The 18,580-nt window shown below is 53.8% G+C and carries 21 protein-coding genes; 7 read left to right on the top strand and 14 right to left on the bottom strand.

Features of this window, described 5'->3' with window-relative positions; translation table 11 throughout:
* Window positions 1-21: 21 nt before the first annotated feature.
* From ACVX3G_RS12395 to ACVX3G_RS12405, 3 genes are all read right to left on the bottom strand, one after another.
* Window positions 22-1,656, bottom strand: a complete 1,635-nt coding sequence (locus tag ACVX3G_RS12395) for an AMP-binding protein (protein WP_011231093.1) — start codon at window positions 1,654-1,656, stop codon at window positions 22-24.
* A gap of 59 nt (window positions 1,657-1,715) precedes the next feature.
* The gene (locus ACVX3G_RS12400; RefSeq protein WP_011231092.1) at window positions 1,716-2,858 is read right to left on the bottom strand and encodes an acyl-CoA dehydrogenase; all 1,143 of its coding nucleotides are present in this window, start codon (window positions 2,856-2,858) and stop codon (window positions 1,716-1,718) included.
* Between the two features lie 136 nt (window positions 2,859-2,994).
* Window positions 2,995-3,621, bottom strand: a complete 627-nt coding sequence (locus tag ACVX3G_RS12405; RefSeq protein ID WP_011231091.1) for a TetR/AcrR family transcriptional regulator — start codon at window positions 3,619-3,621, stop codon at window positions 2,995-2,997.
* A 258-nt stretch (window positions 3,622-3,879) separates the two neighbouring features.
* Here ACVX3G_RS12405 and ACVX3G_RS12410 point away from each other — a divergent pair, with 258 nt between their 5' ends.
* Together ACVX3G_RS12410 and ACVX3G_RS12415 are read left to right on the top strand one after the other, a co-directional pair.
* Window positions 3,880-4,128, top strand: coding sequence for a hypothetical protein (locus ACVX3G_RS12410; protein ID WP_013145420.1), 249 nt, complete (start codon window positions 3,880-3,882; stop codon window positions 4,126-4,128).
* A 6-nt stretch (window positions 4,129-4,134) separates the two neighbouring features.
* On the top strand, window positions 4,135-4,269 hold the full coding sequence (locus ACVX3G_RS12415) for a hypothetical protein (protein ID WP_014195715.1): 135 nt from the start codon (window positions 4,135-4,137) through the stop codon (window positions 4,267-4,269).
* A 49-nt stretch (window positions 4,270-4,318) separates the two neighbouring features.
* Here the strand turns inward: ACVX3G_RS12415 and ACVX3G_RS12420 are convergent, their stop codons facing one another.
* A complete protein-coding gene (locus ACVX3G_RS12420) occupies window positions 4,319-5,107 on the bottom strand; it encodes a GNAT family N-acetyltransferase (RefSeq protein WP_011231089.1) in 789 nt (262 codons plus the stop codon).
* A gap of 167 nt (window positions 5,108-5,274) precedes the next feature.
* On the opposite strand from ACVX3G_RS12420, the gene ACVX3G_RS12425 reads away from it, so the two are divergent.
* The gene (locus tag ACVX3G_RS12425) at window positions 5,275-5,532 is read left to right on the top strand and encodes a DUF6154 family protein (RefSeq protein WP_015374743.1); all 258 of its coding nucleotides are present in this window, start codon (window positions 5,275-5,277) and stop codon (window positions 5,530-5,532) included.
* Between the two features lie 568 nt (window positions 5,533-6,100).
* Here the strand turns inward: ACVX3G_RS12425 and ilvA are convergent.
* Window positions 6,101-7,309 carry a threonine ammonia-lyase gene (ilvA, locus tag ACVX3G_RS12430; protein WP_011231086.1) on the bottom strand — a complete coding sequence of 403 codons (1,209 nt, stop codon included), beginning with the start codon at window positions 7,307-7,309 and terminating at the stop codon, window positions 6,101-6,103.
* A 528-nt stretch (window positions 7,310-7,837) separates the two neighbouring features.
* Between ilvA and ACVX3G_RS12435 the strand changes: the two genes are divergently transcribed.
* The 3 genes from ACVX3G_RS12435 to ACVX3G_RS12445 all read left to right on the top strand — a co-directional run bounded on the left by ACVX3G_RS12435 (window position 7,838) and on the right by ACVX3G_RS12445 (window position 10,734).
* Window positions 7,838-7,969 (top strand): hypothetical protein, encoded by a 132-nt coding sequence (locus tag ACVX3G_RS12435; protein ID WP_014195711.1) that lies wholly within the window; start codon window positions 7,838-7,840, stop codon window positions 7,967-7,969.
* Between the two features lie 38 nt (window positions 7,970-8,007).
* Window positions 8,008-9,270: a two-component system sensor histidine kinase NtrB gene (locus ACVX3G_RS12440; protein WP_011231085.1), complete on the top strand. Its 1,263-nt coding sequence runs from the start codon at window positions 8,008-8,010 to the stop codon at window positions 9,268-9,270.
* A gap of 96 nt (window positions 9,271-9,366) precedes the next feature.
* On the top strand, window positions 9,367-10,734 hold the full coding sequence (locus ACVX3G_RS12445; RefSeq protein ID WP_011231084.1) for an MATE family efflux transporter: 1,368 nt from the start codon (window positions 9,367-9,369) through the stop codon (window positions 10,732-10,734).
* 98 nt (window positions 10,735-10,832) lie between these two features.
* Here ACVX3G_RS12445 and ACVX3G_RS12450 read toward each other — a convergent pair whose 3' ends face one another.
* The 7 genes from ACVX3G_RS12450 to ACVX3G_RS12480 all read right to left on the bottom strand — a co-directional run bounded on the left by ACVX3G_RS12450 (window position 10,833) and on the right by ACVX3G_RS12480 (window position 15,753).
* Entirely contained in the window at window positions 10,833-11,726 is an 894-nt protein-coding gene (locus ACVX3G_RS12450) for a DUF1028 domain-containing protein (RefSeq protein WP_011231083.1), read from the bottom strand.
* A 139-nt stretch (window positions 11,727-11,865) separates the two neighbouring features.
* Window positions 11,866-12,006: a YjcZ family sporulation protein gene (locus tag ACVX3G_RS12455; RefSeq protein ID WP_011231082.1), complete on the bottom strand. Its 141-nt coding sequence runs from the start codon at window positions 12,004-12,006 to the stop codon at window positions 11,866-11,868.
* A 33-nt stretch (window positions 12,007-12,039) separates the two neighbouring features.
* Entirely contained in the window at window positions 12,040-12,138 is a 99-nt protein-coding gene (locus tag ACVX3G_RS12460) for a YjcZ family sporulation protein (protein WP_011231081.1), read from the bottom strand.
* Window positions 12,139-12,263: 125 nt separating this feature from the next.
* On the bottom strand, window positions 12,264-13,193 hold the full coding sequence (rarD, locus tag ACVX3G_RS12465) for an EamA family transporter RarD (protein WP_011231080.1): 930 nt from the start codon (window positions 13,191-13,193) through the stop codon (window positions 12,264-12,266).
* A 185-nt stretch (window positions 13,194-13,378) separates the two neighbouring features.
* Window positions 13,379-13,483 (bottom strand): YjcZ family sporulation protein, encoded by a 105-nt coding sequence (locus tag ACVX3G_RS12470; RefSeq protein ID WP_013145431.1) that lies wholly within the window; start codon window positions 13,481-13,483, stop codon window positions 13,379-13,381.
* A 197-nt stretch (window positions 13,484-13,680) separates the two neighbouring features.
* Window positions 13,681-14,637, bottom strand: a complete 957-nt coding sequence (gene corA, locus ACVX3G_RS12475) for a magnesium/cobalt transporter CorA (RefSeq protein WP_011231079.1) — start codon at window positions 14,635-14,637, stop codon at window positions 13,681-13,683.
* Between the two features lie 237 nt (window positions 14,638-14,874).
* Complete coding sequence (locus ACVX3G_RS12480; protein ID WP_014195708.1) at window positions 14,875-15,753, bottom strand: cation diffusion facilitator family transporter; 879 nt, start codon at window positions 15,751-15,753, stop codon at window positions 14,875-14,877.
* Window positions 15,754-15,930: 177 nt separating this feature from the next.
* On the opposite strand from ACVX3G_RS12480, the gene ACVX3G_RS12485 reads away from it, so the two are divergent.
* Window positions 15,931-16,629 carry a class I SAM-dependent methyltransferase gene (locus ACVX3G_RS12485; RefSeq protein WP_011231077.1) on the top strand — a complete coding sequence of 233 codons (699 nt, stop codon included), beginning with the start codon at window positions 15,931-15,933 and terminating at the stop codon, window positions 16,627-16,629.
* A gap of 38 nt (window positions 16,630-16,667) precedes the next feature.
* Here the strand turns inward: ACVX3G_RS12485 and ACVX3G_RS12490 are convergent, their stop codons facing one another.
* Window positions 16,668-17,486 carry a M15 family metallopeptidase gene (locus ACVX3G_RS12490; RefSeq protein ID WP_011231076.1) on the bottom strand — a complete coding sequence of 273 codons (819 nt, stop codon included), beginning with the start codon at window positions 17,484-17,486 and terminating at the stop codon, window positions 16,668-16,670.
* A 49-nt stretch (window positions 17,487-17,535) separates the two neighbouring features.
* Window positions 17,536-18,246 carry a purine-nucleoside phosphorylase gene (deoD, locus tag ACVX3G_RS12495; RefSeq protein ID WP_014195705.1) on the bottom strand — a complete coding sequence of 237 codons (711 nt, stop codon included), beginning with the start codon at window positions 18,244-18,246 and terminating at the stop codon, window positions 17,536-17,538.
* Between the last annotated feature and the right edge of the window lie 334 nt (window positions 18,247-18,580).

Consider the following 18,580-nt stretch of genomic DNA (forward strand, 5'->3'; position numbering starts at 1 on the left):
GAAACCGCCCGGCACGGCGGTTTACGTCGTCAAGCCGAGGCGCTGTTTCGCCATTTCCCGCAATTTGAATTTCTGAATTTTCCCAGATGCCGTCATCGGGTACGAGTCGGTAAATTCGATATAACGCGGGATTTTATGCCGGGAAATGTGGCCGCGGCAAAACTCGCGAATCTCCTCAGCCGTCGCCGTTTCGCCGTCTTTTAAGATGATCCACGCCATCACTTCTTCACCGTATACCTCATCCGGCACGCCAACGACTTGGACGTCCAAAATTTTCGGATGTTTGTATAAAAACTCTTCGATTTCACGCGGATAAATGTTTTCGCCGCCGCGGATGATCATATCTTTCAGACGGCCGGTGATGCGGAAGTAACCGTTTTCATCCATCGTCGCCAAATCGCCGGTATGCAGCCAGCCGTCTTGGTCGATCGCTTCATTTGTCGCTTCCGGGTTGTTGTAATACCCTTTCATGACATGATAGCCGCGCGTGCACAGCTCCCCTTGCACACCGGGCGGCACTTCCTTGTTCGTTCCCGGCTCGACGATTTTCACCTCGACGCCCGGCAAGGCGCGGCCAACCGTTTCGACACGCAGCTCAAGCGGATCGTCGGTGCGCGTTTGCGTGATGACTGGGGACGCTTCCGTCTGCCCGTAGGCGATCGTAATGTCTTTCATCCCCATTTTCTCGATGACCGCCTTCATCACTTCGACCGGGCAAGGGGAGCCAGCCATAATGCCCGTGCGCAGCGACGACAAATCGTATTTGGCAAAATCCGGGTCGTTGAGCTCGGCGATGAACATCGTCGGCACGCCGTGAAGCGCCGTGCACCGCTCCGCTTCCACCGTCTCGAGAACCCGCTTCGGATGGAACTCCACAACCGGCACCATCGTCGCCCCGACCGTCACGCATGCAAGCGTGCTCATGACGCAGCCGAAGCAATGGAAAAACGGCACCGGAATGCACAATCGATCGCCTTCGCCAAGTCCCATGCATTGCGCCACTTGGTGGGCGTTGTTGACGATGTTGTAATGCGTCAACATCACCCCTTTCGGGAATCCAGTCGTCCCGGACGTGTATTGCATGTTGATCACATCGTGCGGGTCGAGGCTCTCCATCCGTTCATCGAGTTCTTCTTCCGATACGTCGTGCGCCATCGCCAAGATGTCGTTCCATGTAAACATGCCCGGGTGCCGTTTGTCGCCAAGAAAGACCACGTTTTTCAGCTTCGGCAGCCGTTTCGATTGCAGCTGTCCGGGCGCTGATGTGCGCAACTCGGGAACGATTTCGTACAAAATATCGATGTATGACGAATCGCGGTATTGCTCGATCAAAAACAGTGTTGTCGAGTCGGACTGCCGAAGCAAATACTCAAGCTCCGCCGCGCGGTAGTTCGTATTGACCGTCACGAGGACGGCTCCCATTTTGCCGGTCGCAAACTGGCAGGCGATCCATTCCGGAACGTTCGTCGCCCAAATGGCGACATGCTCCCCTTTTTCGATGCCAAGCCGCATCAACCCGCGCGCAACGAGGCGGCAATAGTCGTTAAACTGCCGATACGTCAGACGCAAGCCGCGGTCGGCATACACGACCGCCTCGCGATCCGCATATTGCCTGGCTCGCTCTTCCAACAATTTCCCCACCGTCACCGTCAACATCGGCCGTTTCCTCCCCTTTGTCCGAATTCATTGTTATGGATATGCAGGCATTTCCGCTTTTAGCATCCCAGTTGGCGGGCGATGACGAGCCGTTGGATTTCTGATGTGCCTTCGCCGATTTCCATGAGCTTGATATCCCGCAAATGGCGCTCAACGCCGTACTCTTTCATATAGCCGTATCCGCCGTGAATTTGAATCGCCTGGTTGCAGACGCGGAACCCCATTTCCGACGCAAACAGCTTGGCGAACGATGCTTCTTTTGTAAACGGTTTCCCTTGGTCTTTCAACCAAGCCGCCTTGTACACCATATTGCGGGCAAGCTCAATTTCCATCGCCATGTCAGCGAGCTTAAACTGGATCGCTTGAAACTTGGAAATCGGCTGGCCAAACTGAACGCGTTCTTTCGCGTATTGAAGCGCTTTCTCAAACGCCGCTTGCGCGATGCCGACGGCTAAAGCTGCGATGGAAATGCGGCCGCCATCAAGCGTGTACAAAAACTGTTTAAACCCTTTTTGCGGGTCGCCCAAGACGTTTTCTTTCGGCACGCGGACGTTCTCGAAAACAAGCTCGCACGTATTGGACGCGCGCACGCCCATCTTGTCGTAATTCGAACGGATCGTAAATCCTGGGGAGTCAGTTGGCACGATGAGAGCGGTGATGATGTTTTTGCCGCGCGCATCTTTGCCTGTCACGGCGGTGACAATGACTTGCCGCGCGTATTGGGCGTTCGTGATCCAGCATTTTTCGCCGTTGATGACATATTCATCGCCGTCCAGCACCGCGGTCGTGCGCGTGCCGCCGGCGTCCGATCCGGCGTTCGGCTCCGTGAGCCCAAAAGCGCCAAGCGTCTCTCCTTTGGCCATCGGCACGAGCCATTTTTGTTTCTGCTCCTCTGTTCCAAAGTAATAAATGGGACTCGCCCCAAGTGACACGGCGGCCGCATAGCTTAGCCCGGTGCCGCCGCAGGCGCGGCCGATTTCCTCAACGGCGATGGCATACGAAATCGTATCGCCTCCAGCGCCGCCGTATTCTTCCGGAAACGGCAAACCCAATAGCCCCAACTCGCCCATTTTGCGGAAGACATCCAGCGGAAAATGCGCCTCTTCATCCCATTTCGCCGCGTATGGGGCAATTTCCTTCTCAGCAAAGTCGCGAACCATTTCTTTAATCATTTGTTGCTCTTTTGTTAATGAAAAATTCATCCTGTCCCTCTCCCCCATAGAAAATGTTCTATCATTTGAACCGACTAGTCGGTTTTAGTAAGAAAACGAGTGTAAACGGTTTTGATTTTTGAAGCGTTTTCAAAACCGACTAGTTGGTCTGTATACGATCAACAACTTATTCGGCGGCCGGCCGCAACAAAAACCGCGCCGCCGCTGGGTTTTCTGGTGTGCGGAGCACCGCATGCAAAATGAAATCGGCAAAATACGCCGCGATCTCCTCAATTGACAACGGACCATCCGGATTGTACCATTTGTATGTCCAGTTGACCATGCCGATAATGGACATGCCAGTAATCTCCACCGACAGCTCCGGACGAAACTCGCCGGCCTCGATTCCCTCGCGGATGACGCGAAAAATAATTTGTTTAAATTCTTCGCGCTTTTCATTGATCGGTTCGGCGTATTCCGGTTTTAAGTACGTGCTTTCCTGGTAAAACACGGTGATGTGTGGTTTATACAAATGAAACACTTTGACAAACGACTGAACGATGGCGTACAAGCGCTCGGTCGGCGTAGGGAAGCCCTCATACGCCTCCTGCGCTTTTGTCAGCGCATACGTAATAAAGACGTCATGAATATGGTAAAGCAACTCGTCTTTTGATTTAAAATTATGGTAAAACCCGCCTTTCGACGTATCGCTTTCCGCGACGATGCGGTCGACCGTCACGCCATGGTAGCCATATTTCTCAAACAAATGAAGAGCGGTGTCGATAATGCGGTCTCGAAGCGGTTTCTCTGCCATAACAGTCTCCTTCGCCTGAACTGTAAAACATTTCGAAAAAAGCAAAATCTTCTTCTTGTTTATTAAGATACTCGACAGTTGCAGCCATTGTCAACAAAAATCGTTCCGGCGCCCGAAAAATGGAGGCGTCTTTCGCCGCACATCGTCCGATCGGCTGCGCGAGCCCTATCCCCTAGCCGCACGAACTGAAACAAAACAGATGACCTATACATAATCACGGCCGTTTTTCCAAAAGATAAAAACCGGAGGTGGCTTTCATTGGAACCGATGCTATGCCCAAACTGCAAAACGAACCGGACGCGGTTTCATCTCATTGAGCAGCACCCGCGTGCGGTCAAGCTCGATCCGCACACCGGCGACATCGAGCACGAATACACAAACGAAGCGCTCGAACCGTTCCATCTCCCGTACCGCGGCCCGAGCTACCGCGTCCAATGCGGCGTCTGCGGGCTGATCGAAGATGCGGACATGTTCATTCAGCGCGCAAAATCGTCTCCATTGAGGTGATTCCATATGGCGAACAAAAAACAAACACCTTCTTCCATCGTAGACCAAAAACAGCTCGTCAACGACAAGGCAAAAGCGATGCAAGAGCGCGGCGGCGAGCACATTCGCCGCGGCACGCCCAACGGCGCAGACGGACAATAACCGCCAGCCTGCTTTTGTACACAAGCAAGCTGGCGGGACTTCCGCCCTTCTAACGGTACATCGCCCACAATCCGATATCGCGAAAACCAAGGCGATGGTAAATGCGGCCGGCGGTTGGATTGTCGTAAAACAAGCACGGCATCTTCCCTTCAGCGAGCAAATCGCAAACGAGCTTCGCCACGATGGCGCTCGCATATCCTTTCCCGCGATGTCCTTGATCCGTGCAGACGCCGACGATCATCGCCGACAATGAGTTTTCCGCTGATGTCGATGCGGCGGCCACCATTCGGCCGTCTTGTTCAATGTAGTACGTTCTAGCTGAATTGGTTTCCATCCCTTTCACTAGCATATCGCGGGACGACGGCCTCGTTTCAAATTCGGCAATGCGGCGCCGCAAGTCGAGAATCCGGTCGACATCGGCCAATTCGGCTTTTTTGACGGCGAACGCCCCCATTTCTTGACGGGCGTATTCATCCGTCCGACACTCGCAAAAGTAAAGCGTTCGCTTCTCCCCAAGCGGCAGCCGCTCTTCGAACTGCCTGGCAATGTCCGCCTTGCCGGACAGCTGGATGGACGATGATTGGGCTGTCTCGCGGATGAGACGAGCAAAGCCATCGGCATCAAAATCGCCAGGCGCGTACGGAATGTAGGAATCGTAATAACGGAGCAGCACCGCCTTCAGCGAGCCGGCATCGTCAAACTGCCCCCAAACGTCTTGGAAATCGGCGTCATAGCCAAACGACTCAATATCGCCGATGATAAATAAATTGAACGACGGATCTTGCCGCAAAAACGAAAATACTTGTTGATCGTCTTCGGCCGTTAACCGGCGAATCATAGAATTCCCCCGCTTTTCGAATGATATTTTTTCCATTATACTATGAATCATCCCTGTTGCCAATGGCATTTGTGGCGTCAAACCGAGAGGACTGCCGATGCCCCTAAGTCTGCATCGGCCAACTGCAAAGAAAGGAGGAAGCCCGCTCTCAAAAAAGCGAGGCGACGATGCCGATGAAGTTTACTGACGATCTGTACGAATACTATAAAGATCGACTGACCGGAGATGAAGAAGACGCCGAAGCGGTGGCGATGTCGATTTTGGATGAACTCGACCGCCGCGATGTGCTCAAGCTGATCGGTGAGATGACTGATGAAGAGCTGCTTGGCATGTTCGGTTTGTATGTCCTGGAAAGCTTGAAAGCGAAAATGGCCCGCGAAGGCCTCGGCGCGACGCGGCCGCAAGATGCGCCGCGCGTGCATTGACAAAACAAAACGGCTGTCCCCCATGTCATAAGGAACAGCCGTTATGTTGGGCAAATGATGGTTTCGTATTCATCCTATTTCGCGCAGGAGACTCCCACTTCAACGACCAAAGGGAGTAAGTGGGAGAGGAATGTGCGTTCCCCCTTTCTTTTGTGTATGATATAATAAAGGCATGGAGAAAACCGTTCAATAAAGGCACTCCAATAACGGCTGCTCGATGGATGGAGTTGGTTGCAGGAAACGTTGCAACCGTAAAACATCGAGCGTAGGTCTGTCTGTTGTGTGTGGAAGCCAAGTACTGCCAACAGACACACCGAGAGAATCGGTAACGATGCAGGCATGACCTGCGTCGTTGGGCAGTCGTCAACCTGCCCCCTGATGCAACCCCAAGTCAAGGAAGGAGGACGAAGTCCGTTTGCACTTCTGGGGAGTTGCAAGCCCCCACTTCAAGCGTTCGCGAAGTGGGGGTAGTTGACTTGGCAGCCCTGTGAACATGATTTCCAAGACGGCTTTTCCACTGTTTGCTTAACAGACAGTGGCGAAACACAAACCGTTTTCCATCGCGCGCTCATCGGTAAAACTGTACATCGTAGCCTTCTTTCAACAACACTTGGTAGATTTGCTGAATGTGGTCTTCGTTTTTTGTCTCGAGCGAAAAGTGAATTTCCGCCTGACCTGGCAGCACTTTGGCGCCGATGCGCTGATGATGAATCGACATCACGTTTGCCTCAAGCTCCGCAATAATGCGCAGCAGCTTGTTCAACTGGCCCGGCTTGTCGGAGATGACCGTTGTAAACGTAACGAATCGCCCGGCTTCGACGAGCCCCCGCTCGATGATGCGGGAAATGAGCGTCACATCGACGTTGCCGCCGCTTAAAATGGCGGCGACTTTTTTGCCGCGAAACGGCAGCTTTTGATACAACAATGCCGCCAGCGGACAAGCTGCCGCCCCTTCGATCAACAGCTTGTTCCGCTCGAGCACATACAGCATCGTCCGCGAAATTTCCGCCTCTTCCACGCATACAACGCCATCGACGTATTGCTCAATGTATTGGTACGTAATATTGCCCGGCTTTTTCACGGCAATCCCATCGGCGATCGTATTCGATGCGGCAATGGAGACGGGCTGTTTATGGCGTATGGCCGCCGTCATGCCGGGGCAAGCCGATGACTCAACGCCGTACACTTCAACCGACGGCTTCAGCTGTTTTAACGTAAGCGCCACCCCCGCAAGCAACCCGCCGCCGCCGACTGGACAAAGAACGACATCGACGTCGGGAAGCTGCTCGATCAGCTCTAAGCCGATCGTCCCTTGGCCGGCCATCACCGCCAAGTCGTCAAACGGATGAACAAACGTCATCCCCCGTTCACGCTGCAACTCTAACGCATATTCCAAAGACTCGTCAAACACATCGCCGTACAGCACGACTTCCGCCCCGTAGCTTTTCGTCGCTTCAATTTTGCTGAGCGGCGCGCCTTTTGGCATGACGATCGTGCACGGAATATGAAGCATGCCGCTCGCATAGGCGACCCCTTGGGCGTGGTTGCCGGCCGAAGCGGCGATGACGCCGCGCGCCCTCTCTTCTTCCGTGAGCGACATAATTTTATTGAATGAACCTCTTACTTTAAACGAGCCCGTTTTTTGCAAATTTTCGAGTTTCATATATACATCATTGCCAGACAGCCGGCTGAACGTTTGCGAATGCTCAAGCGGCGTTTGATGGACGATGCCTTTCATTTTCGCTCGCGCTTGTTCAATGTCTGCTAATGTCAACATCATCAAACCACCCTTTCTGATCGGCGATCGGTTCGTTTTCGCTCCGTTTTATTATATACAAAGCATTTCGCCGCCGACAAATGTTGCTTTTCTTTTGGATGGTCACTCTTTTTATTGATTATTTAGCACATAGTTTTTTATTATAAAATATATTGTTGAACGAACCCATCACTGCGATCCGTTGCATTTTGTCAGCTGCTTGAAGGTAGGGGATTTGACAAAAACCATCGCAAAACCGATTCTTTTCCAGTTGAGAAACTGTGTACAATCGTCTTCTCTTTTTTGACGAACTTTGGCATGGTATGCAAAAACCATTTTTGTTCATTCCATTGATGATTTAGCACATTGTTTTATCAATTAGGAAATTCGTCTTCATTTGGCTGTGATCCATCAAAACCTAATAGCGCCAATGGAATCCTTCGCCCGTTTGATGGGAGAAAGCGGTTGGGAAGATCCACGATAGGCAAATGCGAGCGAATTTGCTAATATGAAAGAAAAGCATTCGGAATACGAAAGGATGAAGCGATTGTGACTAAAAAGTTGTACTATACAGCGCCGGATGTTGCCGCGTGGACAACGGCGATGACAAGCGTCCGCCAAGGCGGCGAAACATATGTCGTCAGGATGTCCGCCATAGCCAACGGAGGGCGGTTTTTGTAAAATAAAAAACGAAATGTGCAGCTAAGGAGTTTGGAAAGATGAACGATCGACTCGTACAATCGCAAATCGAAGAACTCGAACGAAAGCTGCGCGCTTATGAGCGGCTCATCGAAAAGCTTCCGTTTCCGTTCACCTTTGCCGATTATGAAAGTGGAATCGCCATCGAAAAAAAGCGCGGCGACGTCCGGCCGCACCTTCGCACCATTCCGCCGTCCCTTGAAAAGGAAGCCAAATGGCAGTGGGATATTGACTTGCATCGCGACGTACCGTTTGAAAAAGTGGAAGCCTTTTTGACGCCGTTGCTCGATCTCGTTCCGCACCACATTGTCTTTGTCGACGCTCAAGGGATCATCACGCTTTGCAATTTGCAGGCGGCTGTTGACACCGGCGTGGATCGCGATGCCATCATCGGCAAACATATTCGCGAGCTGCTGAAGCTCCCTGATGAGCTGATCGCGACGCTCGAATCGCTTGAAAAAGGCGAGCCGCTTTACAATTACGAAGTGCTCGACCGATTTTACGGGATCGTCAACACCCGTTTTATTTACAACGATGACGGATCGATCAAACGAGTCATCAGTATGTTTCAGTCGCTCAATATGATGAAAGAAACAGAAAAGCTGGCGGTCGCTGGCCGCATCGCCGCCGGCATCGCCCATGAAATCCGCAATCCGCTGACGACGGTGCGCGGATATTTGCAACTATTGAAAAGCGACTTGCCGGATCGCATCGCCTCGCTCGTTGAGCGGCTTTTAATTCCTGAGCTCGACCGGGCGAACGACATTATCACGGATTTTTTGAATATCGCCAAGCCGGCGGACGTCAAAATGGAGACGTTCAACTTGCACCGCTTTTTGCGCGACGATGTCGGCGTCCTATTGCAAAGCGAAGCGCTATTGCATAACGTCGACGTCCATTTTGACCTTGATGACCAGCTTGACGATTACGAAATGAACGGCGACCGCAGCCAGCTTTTGCAAGTGTTTTTAAACTTATTTCGCAACGCCGTGGAAGCAAAAGTGGCGAAAACGATGAGGGTGTCGATCTGCAGCCGAAAAATCAACCATCTCGTTCAGCTTCGCTTCTGCGACGATGGACCCGGCATTCCGCCGTCGGTCATCGACCATGTTTTCGATCCGTTTTTTTCAACGAAGGAAACGGGAACTGGGCTCGGCCTGTCATTATCGAAAAAAATCGTCGAACTGCATCGCGGGACGATGAAAGTGCAAAGCGACGCGCACGGCACATGTTTTTTGATCGAATTCCCGCTTTGCAGCCAACCGCCGTTTCTTTCGTCATAAATCGCTTCCGAAGAGGGGGCCATCCCAGCTTCGGAAGTGGGGAGATTGATGATTTAGAACAATGTATCACTTTATCACAGAAAAGGAGGAGCCATTATGGCAACGACCGCTCCGCCCAACGGCAAATGGCGGCGCCTGTTCGCCTTGTTTCTTCCCATTTTTGTTTCGCAAACCGGTCAATATGCCATGAACTTTGTCGATGTCGCCATGTCCGGTCATGCGAGCGCCGAAGATCTTGCCGGCGTCGCGATCGGCTCAAGCCTATGGGTGCCGGTGTTTACCGGCGCCGGCGGCATTTTGCTCGCCCTGTCCCCGATCGTCTCACACCATTTCGGCGCCGGACGGCATGACTCGATCACTCGCGCCGTCGCCCAGGCGCTCTACTTGGCTGTCGCGCTTGCTGTCGCCATTGTCCTGATCGGCGCCGCTGCCGTGCCGTTTATCTTGAAACAGATGTCTTTGGATGAAAACGTTCGGCATATCGCCTTTCATTATTTGCGCGCCTTGTCGTTTGGGATCATCCCTCTGTTTCTTTATTCTGTGCTCCGCTATTTCATCGATGCGCTTGGGCAAACGAAAGTGACGATGTGGATTACGCTCACCGCCTTGCCGGTCAATATGCTGTTCAACTGGTTGTTGATTTACGGGCATGGCGGATTTCCGCGCCTTGGCGGCATCGGCACTGGTTACGCGACGGCGATCACGTATGCGTACTGCTTCGCGGCCGCTGCCTTTGCCGCTTTGAAATTTCGGCGCTTGGCTCCCTATCGTGTACTCGTCCGTTTCTACCGTCCGTCATGGGCCGCATGGAAAGAGTTGCTGAAAACCGGGGTGCCGATCGGGTCGGCCATCTTTTTTGAAACGAGCATTTTCGCTGCTGTGACGCTGCTTGTCGGCCGGTTTGGCGCGGAAACGGTCGCCGCGCATCAAAGCGCCCTCAACTTCGCTTCACTGTTGTATATGATTCCACTCAGCTTATCGATGGCGCTGACGATCGCCGTGGGCGTTGAAGCCGGGGCCAACCGTTATGAAGCCGCCAAACAATATTGCTTGATCGGCATCACCCTCGCCTTGGCCGTCGCCGCCGCAGCAGCGCTGTTCCTTTCCGCCTTCCGCAGCCATGTCGCCCGGCTGTATACAAACGATCCGACAGTGGCGGCGTTGACAGGGAAGTTTTTGCTCTATGCGATCTTCTTTCAAGTTTCCGATGCCATCGCCGCTCCCATCCAAGGAGCGCTGCGGGGCTATAAAGAGGTAAACGCCGTTTTTTGGTCCGCTCTTCTCGCCTATTGGGGCGTTGGGCTTCCGCTTGGCTGCGCGCTCGCTCTACTGACTGCCGCCGGGGCGTTCGGCTATTGGATCGGCCTGATCGCCGGATTGGCAACGGGCGCGCTGTTTCTCAGCTTTCGCCTGCGGGCCGTTTGGCGCAGACATGACAGCGGGCGTGCGCCATGCGCCTTTTAAGAGGGAGCGGTCGATAAACAAGGATGTCCCGCCCAGTTCTAGGGACATCCTTTTTGTTGCAGCATGATGGATCATGCAGTCGACAAGGCCGGTTTCCCTTAGCCGACCTCGTTAGGCGACGGCTGCTGCTTCATATACTGTAATACATCGAGGTCGATTTTTCCTTTCTCCACTTGGCGCTCCTCAAAATTTTCTGTATGTATATACACGGTCAGCGCCTCATGAAGCGCCTCGCGATCCGCCGAGCGCTCTTTCGACAAATAACCGAGACGGACCAAGTGGGCGGCCACCTCTTCCTTTACCGTTCCTTCAATCGCTGCCACTTTTTCGGGACGCGGTTTCTCAAAGTAAAGCTGGCGCAACTGATACAAGCGAATAAGCTCCTCGATCGGCCGCGGGTGATCATCGACGCGCAAGTCGATATAACGGTCATTGTAGCCGCCATATCCCCCTCCTTCTTTCACGACAAGCAAGGCGGCCGACTGTTGCCCGCGGCGGTCGCCCCCCGCTGCCTGACCAGCTTGAAGCGCCTTTAACAATCGCTCGGCGAGCGGACCTTTTGTCTGCTCAAACGCCCTTCCCATTGCCAGCACCGTTTCCTCGCCGGCTAAAATATTGCCTTGAGCCGCATAGTTCGGCCCGGTGATGCCCCCGGCCCACGGGTAACATTTTTTCCCGGTGAACGTCGCCGCCCGTCCTTTCGCATCCACGATGCCGACTTGGCGCAAATCGCGCTCACTGTCATCGGCAACGAGCAACTCAAGCGTTTCTTGCGCCGATTTCCCTTTTGCCATCCATTCGAGGCCGCGCGGTCCGTACGACGTGTTGGCGTACGATTGCGTCGCCACCGCTCCGACGCCCGCTTTCGCCCACGGAACAACCGCACCAACGCCTAAAAATTTCGATTGAACAGCGATGCCAAGCTCCCCGGTCGCCGGATCGAACGCGACGATCGAAAACGTCGCGACGATGTCTTTTGCAATATGTGTCATTTCCCCGTCCTCCATATGCTTTCCATTTTCTCATCGTTTATGATTTCTCCACTTCCTTTCGTTGTTCCTGCCTGTTCACAAAAAAAGCGGGGGAAACAGCCGTTGCCCGGCCGTCTCCCCCCGCATGCCCATCATCCGCCTAGCACCATGTTGCCCCGACGATAATGAGCAAAATAAACAAAACGACGATCAGCACAAAGCCGTAGCCGTAGCCGCCGTAACCCGGATAACCGAAGCCATAGCCGCCCCAGCCCCAGCCGCCATAAAAGCCATATGGCATATTCGTCACCTCCTTGCTAGCAAGTAAGAGGCATCAGTACACCCAACCACCGATACATGCACATCCGACAATAATCAACAAGATGAACAGAACGACGATCAACGCGAATCCGCCGCCGTAAGCTGCACCCATTTGCCAGCACCTCCTTCGTTTTTGTACTAGTAGACTATTCAGAAGCCGAGGAAATGGTTAGATGTTTCGGCAAAAATGGGTATTTGCCGCAACGTAAAAAAAAACGGTCCATCCGCGGACCGATGTTATGCTCCGAGCGAGTTTCGCTTCCATTTTTTCCGCCCCGGCGCTTGCTTGATTTGAACAGCGGAAAACAAAATAAGCGCCGTCCAGATGCAGCTAAACGCATAAAAATGCGCTTTCGTAAACGGCTCGCCGAACAAAAAGACGCCAAGGAGAAGGCTGATCGTCGGCGAAATGTATTGCAAAAAACCAAGTGTTGTCATTGACACACGCTTCGCCCCTTTGGCGAAATACAAAAGCGGCACGGCCGTCGCTGGCCCGGCTCCAGCCAACAGCGCCCATTGCCACCATTCGGCCGTCTTGACGAGGGCTGGCGTTTCGTTGTACACACATAATAAGTAAACGGCTGAAAGCGGCATGACGGCCATTGTTTCAAGCGTCAAGCCAATGGACGAGTCAACGCTGGCCAGTTTTTTCACTAAGCCGTAAAACCCGAACGTCAACGCGAGCGATATGGCGACCCACGGAAACGCGCCATATTCCGCCGTCATCGCCGCCACGCCGGCGGCGGCAAGAAAAACAGCGGCCCACTGCCCAACGCTCAACCGCTCGCGCAATACGATCGTCCCAAGCGCCACGCTGACAAGCGGGTTGATATAATAGCCGAGGCTCGTTTCAACGACATGATGATGATTCACCGCCCATATGTAGACAAACCAGTTGGCGCTGATGAGCACGGCAGCAGCGGCGATCCCCCATGCCTTAGCCGGCTTACGGCGCATCGCCCGAAGCTCCCGGCGGAAGGCGCCAAGCTGCCCATTCGCTGCCAGAAGGATGGCCATAAACACGAACGACCACACGATGCGGTGCGCCAAAATCTCAAGCGCCGGGCGCGCCTCTAGCAGCTTCCAGTACAGCGGCAATACTCCCCACAGCAAGTACGAAGCAGCCGTATACAAGATGCCTTGCTTTTCTTCGCTCCAATGCCCCACGTCGTCTTCTCCTTTTCCATGATCATTTCTGTTTCATTATACCGCCGCCGCTTCACTTTATCCATCAAAACACTCACCCGCATCGCTCGACGCGGTTGCCCAATGGAGAAGGGGCGCAGCTGAATATGAGCACCCGCCCCCTTCGCGGCCCGTTTGACCGCCGTCCTTTCTTATTTTTTCGCTCATCAAGCGACACAGGCACAGCCAACAATAATCAGTAAAATGAACAGGACGATGACGACCGTATAACCGCTGTTGACAAAACCGCTCACGGCGGGCACCTCCTTCATCGGTTCACAGGGCCATCATATGCGCCCGCCCGCCCAAACGGCCGGGCGAATGCCCAAATTTCTAGAAGATTGGTGAAAAACCGCGTTTTCTTCAAAAAGATTGGTCCACGAACGCACGGAAGAGCCGTTGATCCATTGGCGAAAGCTCCTTGCTGGAGCGTTTTCTCCGTTAAATCACCGACCTTCTAGAAAAACGCCTATTTTTCTTTCGTCCCCGTCTCTCCCCACCAACCTTTTCGCTTAAAATAGAGGGCGATGAGCATAGCAACGGTTGCCATGAGCAACAAGGCAAACGGGTAGCCGTATCTCCATTTCAGCTCTGGCATAAACGCAAAATTCATGCCGTATACACCGGCGATAAACGTCATCGGCAAAAATATGACGCTCACCAATGTCAATGTCTTCATAATGACGTTCATATGATCTGATTTGAGCGACAGTTGCAAATCGAAAATGGCGGACAATGATTCCTTAAACGCGTCGAGCGCGGCGGGCACGCGTGAGAATCGCGACGCCACTTCCTCGATATACGGATTCGTCTCTTGATTGATATACGGCAAATCAGCGTGGCGGATCATTTTGATCGCTTCTTCCTGCGCCTCGGCGATTTGGCGCAGCTCATGAAGATGTGTTTTCATCCGATAAATCTCGCGCCCGATTTCGTTGGCAAACGGGGTCGCAAACACTTGCCGTTCAAGCGTCTGAATGCGGTCAGCGATCTGATCGATGACTTGCAAAAAACGGATGGCGGCCAAGTCTAAAAAGTGATACAGCACGTACCCAGGATACAGCGCCTGACCGCGATGGTTCAACAAACGTTCTTTCACTTGATCAACAAGCGGATCGTTTTCATCCATATAGCTGATCATATATTGGCTGCCGGCCAGCAAACGAACGTTCACTGTCCGGCCGGACGGACGAACGATAAACAGCGATAAGAAGAAACATCCTTCGTATTCGTCAAACGTGGGAATATCTGTCCCGTTCATCAGCCGCTGTTGGGCGAGAGGGTGAATGGACAGCGAAGAAAGAAGCTGCTCCAAATCCGGCTTGGCGGCGGCGGTGAAATGAAGCCAACACGACTGGCTGCCTGCCGGCGCATGGCGTTTGTACGTTCCGTCAACCGTCAAACGAAAGTTATGCTCGATCGCCATAGACTGACGTCCTTTCCATGCAAACGATTTTAATTGTATTGTTTGCTGTTTGCCGCAAAACTACTCCCCTCCCGCCGCCAAAAACAAGTCAGCGGCAACGGTTTGGCCGCATCCGCTCGCTGTTGGCGACAAGCAGCTTCTCCCGGCTGCATCCCGGCTGCAAAGCGTCACATCCCGACAAGTCATTCGCTGTCTAGGCGCCTCGCCGCGTCCGCCCGCCAATGCGCCCGAAGCCAGTCAGCGCACCGCTTCCGGTTCCACATGGACGTGCGTCGCCCGAATGTTATGCCGGTTTCGCATCAAACGCTCGACTTCATCAGCGATTTCATGACTTTTTGCCACCGTCAAATGCGAGTCAACGCGGATCGTCACTTCCAGCACAATGTCGTTGCCTAACATGCGCGCTTTAATGTCAGCGACATCGCGCACGCCGCTCACCGCCGCGATTTCGTCTTTATAAACGGCGAGCTGCTGTTCATCAAAACCGTCGGTGAGCGTATGCGCCGTCTCCATAAACACCTCCCACGCCGTCTTGCCAATCATCGCCCCGATAACAAGCGCCGCCAGCGGATCAAGCCATGGCCACCCAAGCCGCGCGCCGGCGATGCCAATGGCGGCGCCAATGCTCACCAGCGCATCCGATAAATTGTCTTTCGCCACGGCCGCCAGCGCCATGCTGTTCGTCCGCCGCGCCAGCCGGCGATTGATTGCATAAACGCCAATCATAACGGCCGCCGAGGCGAGCGCAACCACAGCCGCTAAAACGTCAGGAGCCGTTGCCTTTTCCTTGCCGAACAGCGAGCGGATGCCGCTTGTGATCACGTCAATGCCAATGGACATCATCAAAAAAGCGGCCAACAGCGAGGAGATGTTCTCCGCCCGCGAATGTCCGTACGGGTGGTTGCAATCACGCGGTTTTTTAGCGATTTTCATGCCGATATAGACTGCCGAGGAAGCGATAATATCACTCAAATTATTCCAACCGTCCGCTTCCACCGCATCCGAGCCGAACACCGCCCCAGCCAACAGCTTGCCGGTCGAAAGGAGAAGATAGACGAAAATGCTCAGCAGTGCGCCCGCCTCGGCTCCTTGTTTTCGATCCACTTTCTTCACCAACCTAGCCATCTCATTCTTGCACGTATCAGTGTACCAGCTTGAAGCCGGTTGGGTCTACAGCAAGAAAATTTCCTTTTTTCATAAGAATAGGGACAAGCAAATTTTTTTGTCTAAAGGCAAAATCGAGCGCATTTGCGTATGATAAACCAAGTCGAAACAAAAAAAGGAGAGGAACAGATGTCTGCATATTTAGACTGGTTGGCGGACATGGGGATCGATGGCGCTCACCCAGGCGGTTTTGAGTTAACAAAACAAATCTTACGTAAACTTAAGATCGACCGTTCGACATCCGTGCTTGACGTCGGCTGCGGCACCGGACAGACGGCGGCTTATATCGCCGAACAGTACGGGGCCAACGTCACCGCCATCGACATCCACCCGACGATGATTGCCAAGGCGAAACAGCGTTTTGCCTCCAAGGCGGTCTCAGTCCGTTTGCATCGCGCCTCGGTCGAAGCGCTCCCGTTTCCCGCCGGGACGTTTGACCTTGCGCTTTCTGAATCGGTGCTTGCTTTCGTTTCATTGCCAAACGCGCTCGCCGAAATCCGCCGCGTGCTCAAAAACGATGGCCTATTCGTCGGCATTGAAGCGTGTCATGAGCGGCTGACCGCCGCCGAGCAAAAGCAAATCGCCGCCTTTTACGGCTTCCGTCAGCTCATGACATCAGCGGAGTGGAAAGAAGTGCTCGAACAAAGCGGCTTTGGCTGCCGCCAGTTTTCCTACGCGGCTGCGGCCGAAGCGCCAAGCCTTGGGGCACCCATCGTCATCGCCCTTCCGCCGACACCGGAGATGGCGAGCATGTGGCAGATGCACCAACAGTTGACAGCTCAATTCGGCGACCGTCTTGGCTATTGCGTCTTTTGCTGCGAACCATAGCTGGCAAGAAAAACGGCGTCCTCGACGAGACGCCGTTTTCACACTTTTTTCACTACTTTGAAATATTCTTCAAGCGTCAAGCCGCGCTTTTTGATCACCGCGGCCGCCTTCCGCCCAACATAGCGGAGATGCCACGGCTCATACTTGTAGCCGGTCACCGCTTCCTTTCCTTTCGGGTAGCGGATGATGAATCCGTACTCGTGCGCATGGGCGGCTACCCATTGCCCTTCTTTTGTCGCCCCGAACGATTGGGTCAGCTGACAGCCGGCCGAGCGGCTGCTGATATCGACCGCCAGCCCTGTCTGATGCTCGCTCTGCCCTGGGTGAGCGACCGCTTGAACCGCTTTTTCCTTCCCTTTTTGCCGCACTTCTTCAGCAAAAATCACCTGCTGCCGCTCGTATGAACGATAAGCGGACACGGCCACCAGCTCAATGCCATCACGGCGTGCGGCGGCAAACATCTCCTCAAGCGCCGCGGCCGCTTCGGCCCGCATATGCCGTTTTTCCGCGTTCGGGTCAGCACACACAAACGGCACGCGCGGCACGACCAAGTCCGCCGGCTTATAGCCAGGCGGGAGCGACTGTTCTTTATTGACGAGCACCAAAATGTTGTCAGGGTTTTGAATCACTTTTTGTCCGTTTTGCACCTCGACGATGTTCCAATATTTCGCCTCGAGCTGCAAATCGGGATCGACGGGGCCCTCGCTCGTTTTCCCCTGTTGATAATCGCTTGGGTGCACCGCGCTTTCCGGCGGCTGGCCGGACGGGCCGGCCGCACCGTTGCTGCCGCTCTCCCCTGTTTGGCAGCCGGCGAGCAGCAGGCACACCAACATCGCCGCTTGCCATCGCTGGTTCATGTTCCTTCTCCTTTTCTGTTTTCCCAGGCCCAAGCGCCCGGCATCCCAATCACGCGCCATTGCGGATCGCCGCTTCAAGCGCCACTTCAATCATCTCGTTAAACGTCATTTGCCGCTCCTCAGCCGTCGTTTCTTCTCCGGTGAGAATATGGTCGCTGACCGTCAGCACCGACAGCGCCCGGCAGCCGAATTTCGCCGCCAGCGTATAGAGCGCCGCCGTTTCCATCTCGACGGCCAATACACCGTAGCGCGCCCACGTTTCCCAATTCGGTTCATCATTGTAAAACATGTCGGCGGTGAACACATTGCCGACTTTTAGCGCCAGCCCTTTTTCCACACCTACTTCATACGCCGTCCGCAGCAGATGGAAATCGGCGGTTGGCGCATAATCGCGGCCGCGGAAAATGAGCCGGTTCATGTTGGAATCGGTCGACGCGCTCATCGCCAAAATGACGTCGCGGACGCGCACATCCGGCTGAATCGCTCCGCACGTTCCGACGCGGATGAGCGTCTTTACGCCGTAGCTTTGGATCAGTTCGTTCACATAAATCGAAATGGACGGCACGCCCATGCCGGTCCCTTGCACGGAAATGCGCTCCCCTTTATACGTCCCGGTAAATCCGAGCATGCCGCGCACTTCGTTGTAGCATACCGCTCCTTCCAGAAACGTTTCGGCAATGTATTTGGCGCGCATCGGATCACCCGGCAGCAAAATGCGCTCCGCGATCTCCCCTGTCTTCGCTCCGATATGTACGCTCAATGGGATTCCTCCTTTGGTTTGAACGATCGTTGTCGGGCCATGCCCTCGTCTATCATATCATATGTTTGCGGAAAATGGCAGTCTTCCTTCGAGTAGCCGAGGCGGCGAACGGGCATACTATGTGTGCCTGCCCGAGGAGAAAGGAGGAAAAGACCGATGAAAAAGAAACTCGAACAAGCGGTGGAATACGCCAACAAAACCAATCCATCGTCCAAATCAAACAATCAGCCGTCCACATCGAAAAAGGAAAAGACCAAATTCTAACATCATTCCGAAAGAAGTCTCCCACTTCGAAACGTGAAGGTGCACGAGCACCCGTCCATGTGGGAGATGA

It is taken from the genome of Geobacillus sp. PLS 41 (assembly GCF_056494105.1).

Excerpts from the sequence above, each read along its gene's own strand:
- ACVX3G_RS12455 (WP_011231082.1), bottom strand. The coding sequence starts at position 12,006 with ATGCCATATGGCTTTTATGGCGGCTGGGGCTGGGGCGGCTATGGCTTC.
- ACVX3G_RS12440 (WP_011231085.1), top strand. The coding sequence starts at position 8,008 with ATGAACGATCGACTCGTACAATCGCAAATCGAAGAACTCGAACGAAAG.
- ACVX3G_RS12425 (WP_015374743.1), top strand. The coding sequence starts at position 5,275 with ATGCCGATGAAGTTTACTGACGATCTGTACGAATACTATAAAGATCGA.
- ACVX3G_RS12395 (WP_011231093.1), bottom strand. The coding sequence starts at position 1,656 with ATGTTGACGGTGACGGTGGGGAAATTGTTGGAAGAGCGAGCCAGGCAA.
- ACVX3G_RS12405 (WP_011231091.1), bottom strand. The coding sequence starts at position 3,621 with ATGGCAGAGAAACCGCTTCGAGACCGCATTATCGACACCGCTCTTCAT.
- ACVX3G_RS12470 (WP_013145431.1), bottom strand. The coding sequence starts at position 13,483 with ATGAAGGAGGTGCCCGCCGTGAGCGGTTTTGTCAACAGCGGTTATACG.
- ACVX3G_RS12445 (WP_011231084.1), top strand. The coding sequence starts at position 9,367 with ATGGCAACGACCGCTCCGCCCAACGGCAAATGGCGGCGCCTGTTCGCC.
- ACVX3G_RS12485 (WP_011231077.1), top strand. The coding sequence starts at position 15,931 with ATGTCTGCATATTTAGACTGGTTGGCGGACATGGGGATCGATGGCGCT.
- ACVX3G_RS12415 (WP_014195715.1), top strand. The coding sequence starts at position 4,135 with ATGGCGAACAAAAAACAAACACCTTCTTCCATCGTAGACCAAAAACAG.
- ACVX3G_RS12490 (WP_011231076.1), bottom strand. The coding sequence starts at position 17,486 with ATGAACCAGCGATGGCAAGCGGCGATGTTGGTGTGCCTGCTGCTCGCC.
- ACVX3G_RS12420 (WP_011231089.1), bottom strand. The coding sequence starts at position 5,107 with ATGATTCGCCGGTTAACGGCCGAAGACGATCAACAAGTATTTTCGTTT.
- ACVX3G_RS12400 (WP_011231092.1), bottom strand. The coding sequence starts at position 2,858 with ATGAATTTTTCATTAACAAAAGAGCAACAAATGATTAAAGAAATGGTT.
- corA (WP_011231079.1), bottom strand. The coding sequence starts at position 14,637 with ATGGCGATCGAGCATAACTTTCGTTTGACGGTTGACGGAACGTACAAA.
- ACVX3G_RS12450 (WP_011231083.1), bottom strand. The coding sequence starts at position 11,726 with ATGACACATATTGCAAAAGACATCGTCGCGACGTTTTCGATCGTCGCG.
- ilvA (WP_011231086.1), bottom strand. The coding sequence starts at position 7,309 with ATGTTGACATTAGCAGACATTGAACAAGCGCGAGCGAAAATGAAAGGC.
- ACVX3G_RS12460 (WP_011231081.1), bottom strand. The coding sequence starts at position 12,138 with ATGGGTGCAGCTTACGGCGGCGGATTCGCGTTGATCGTCGTTCTGTTC.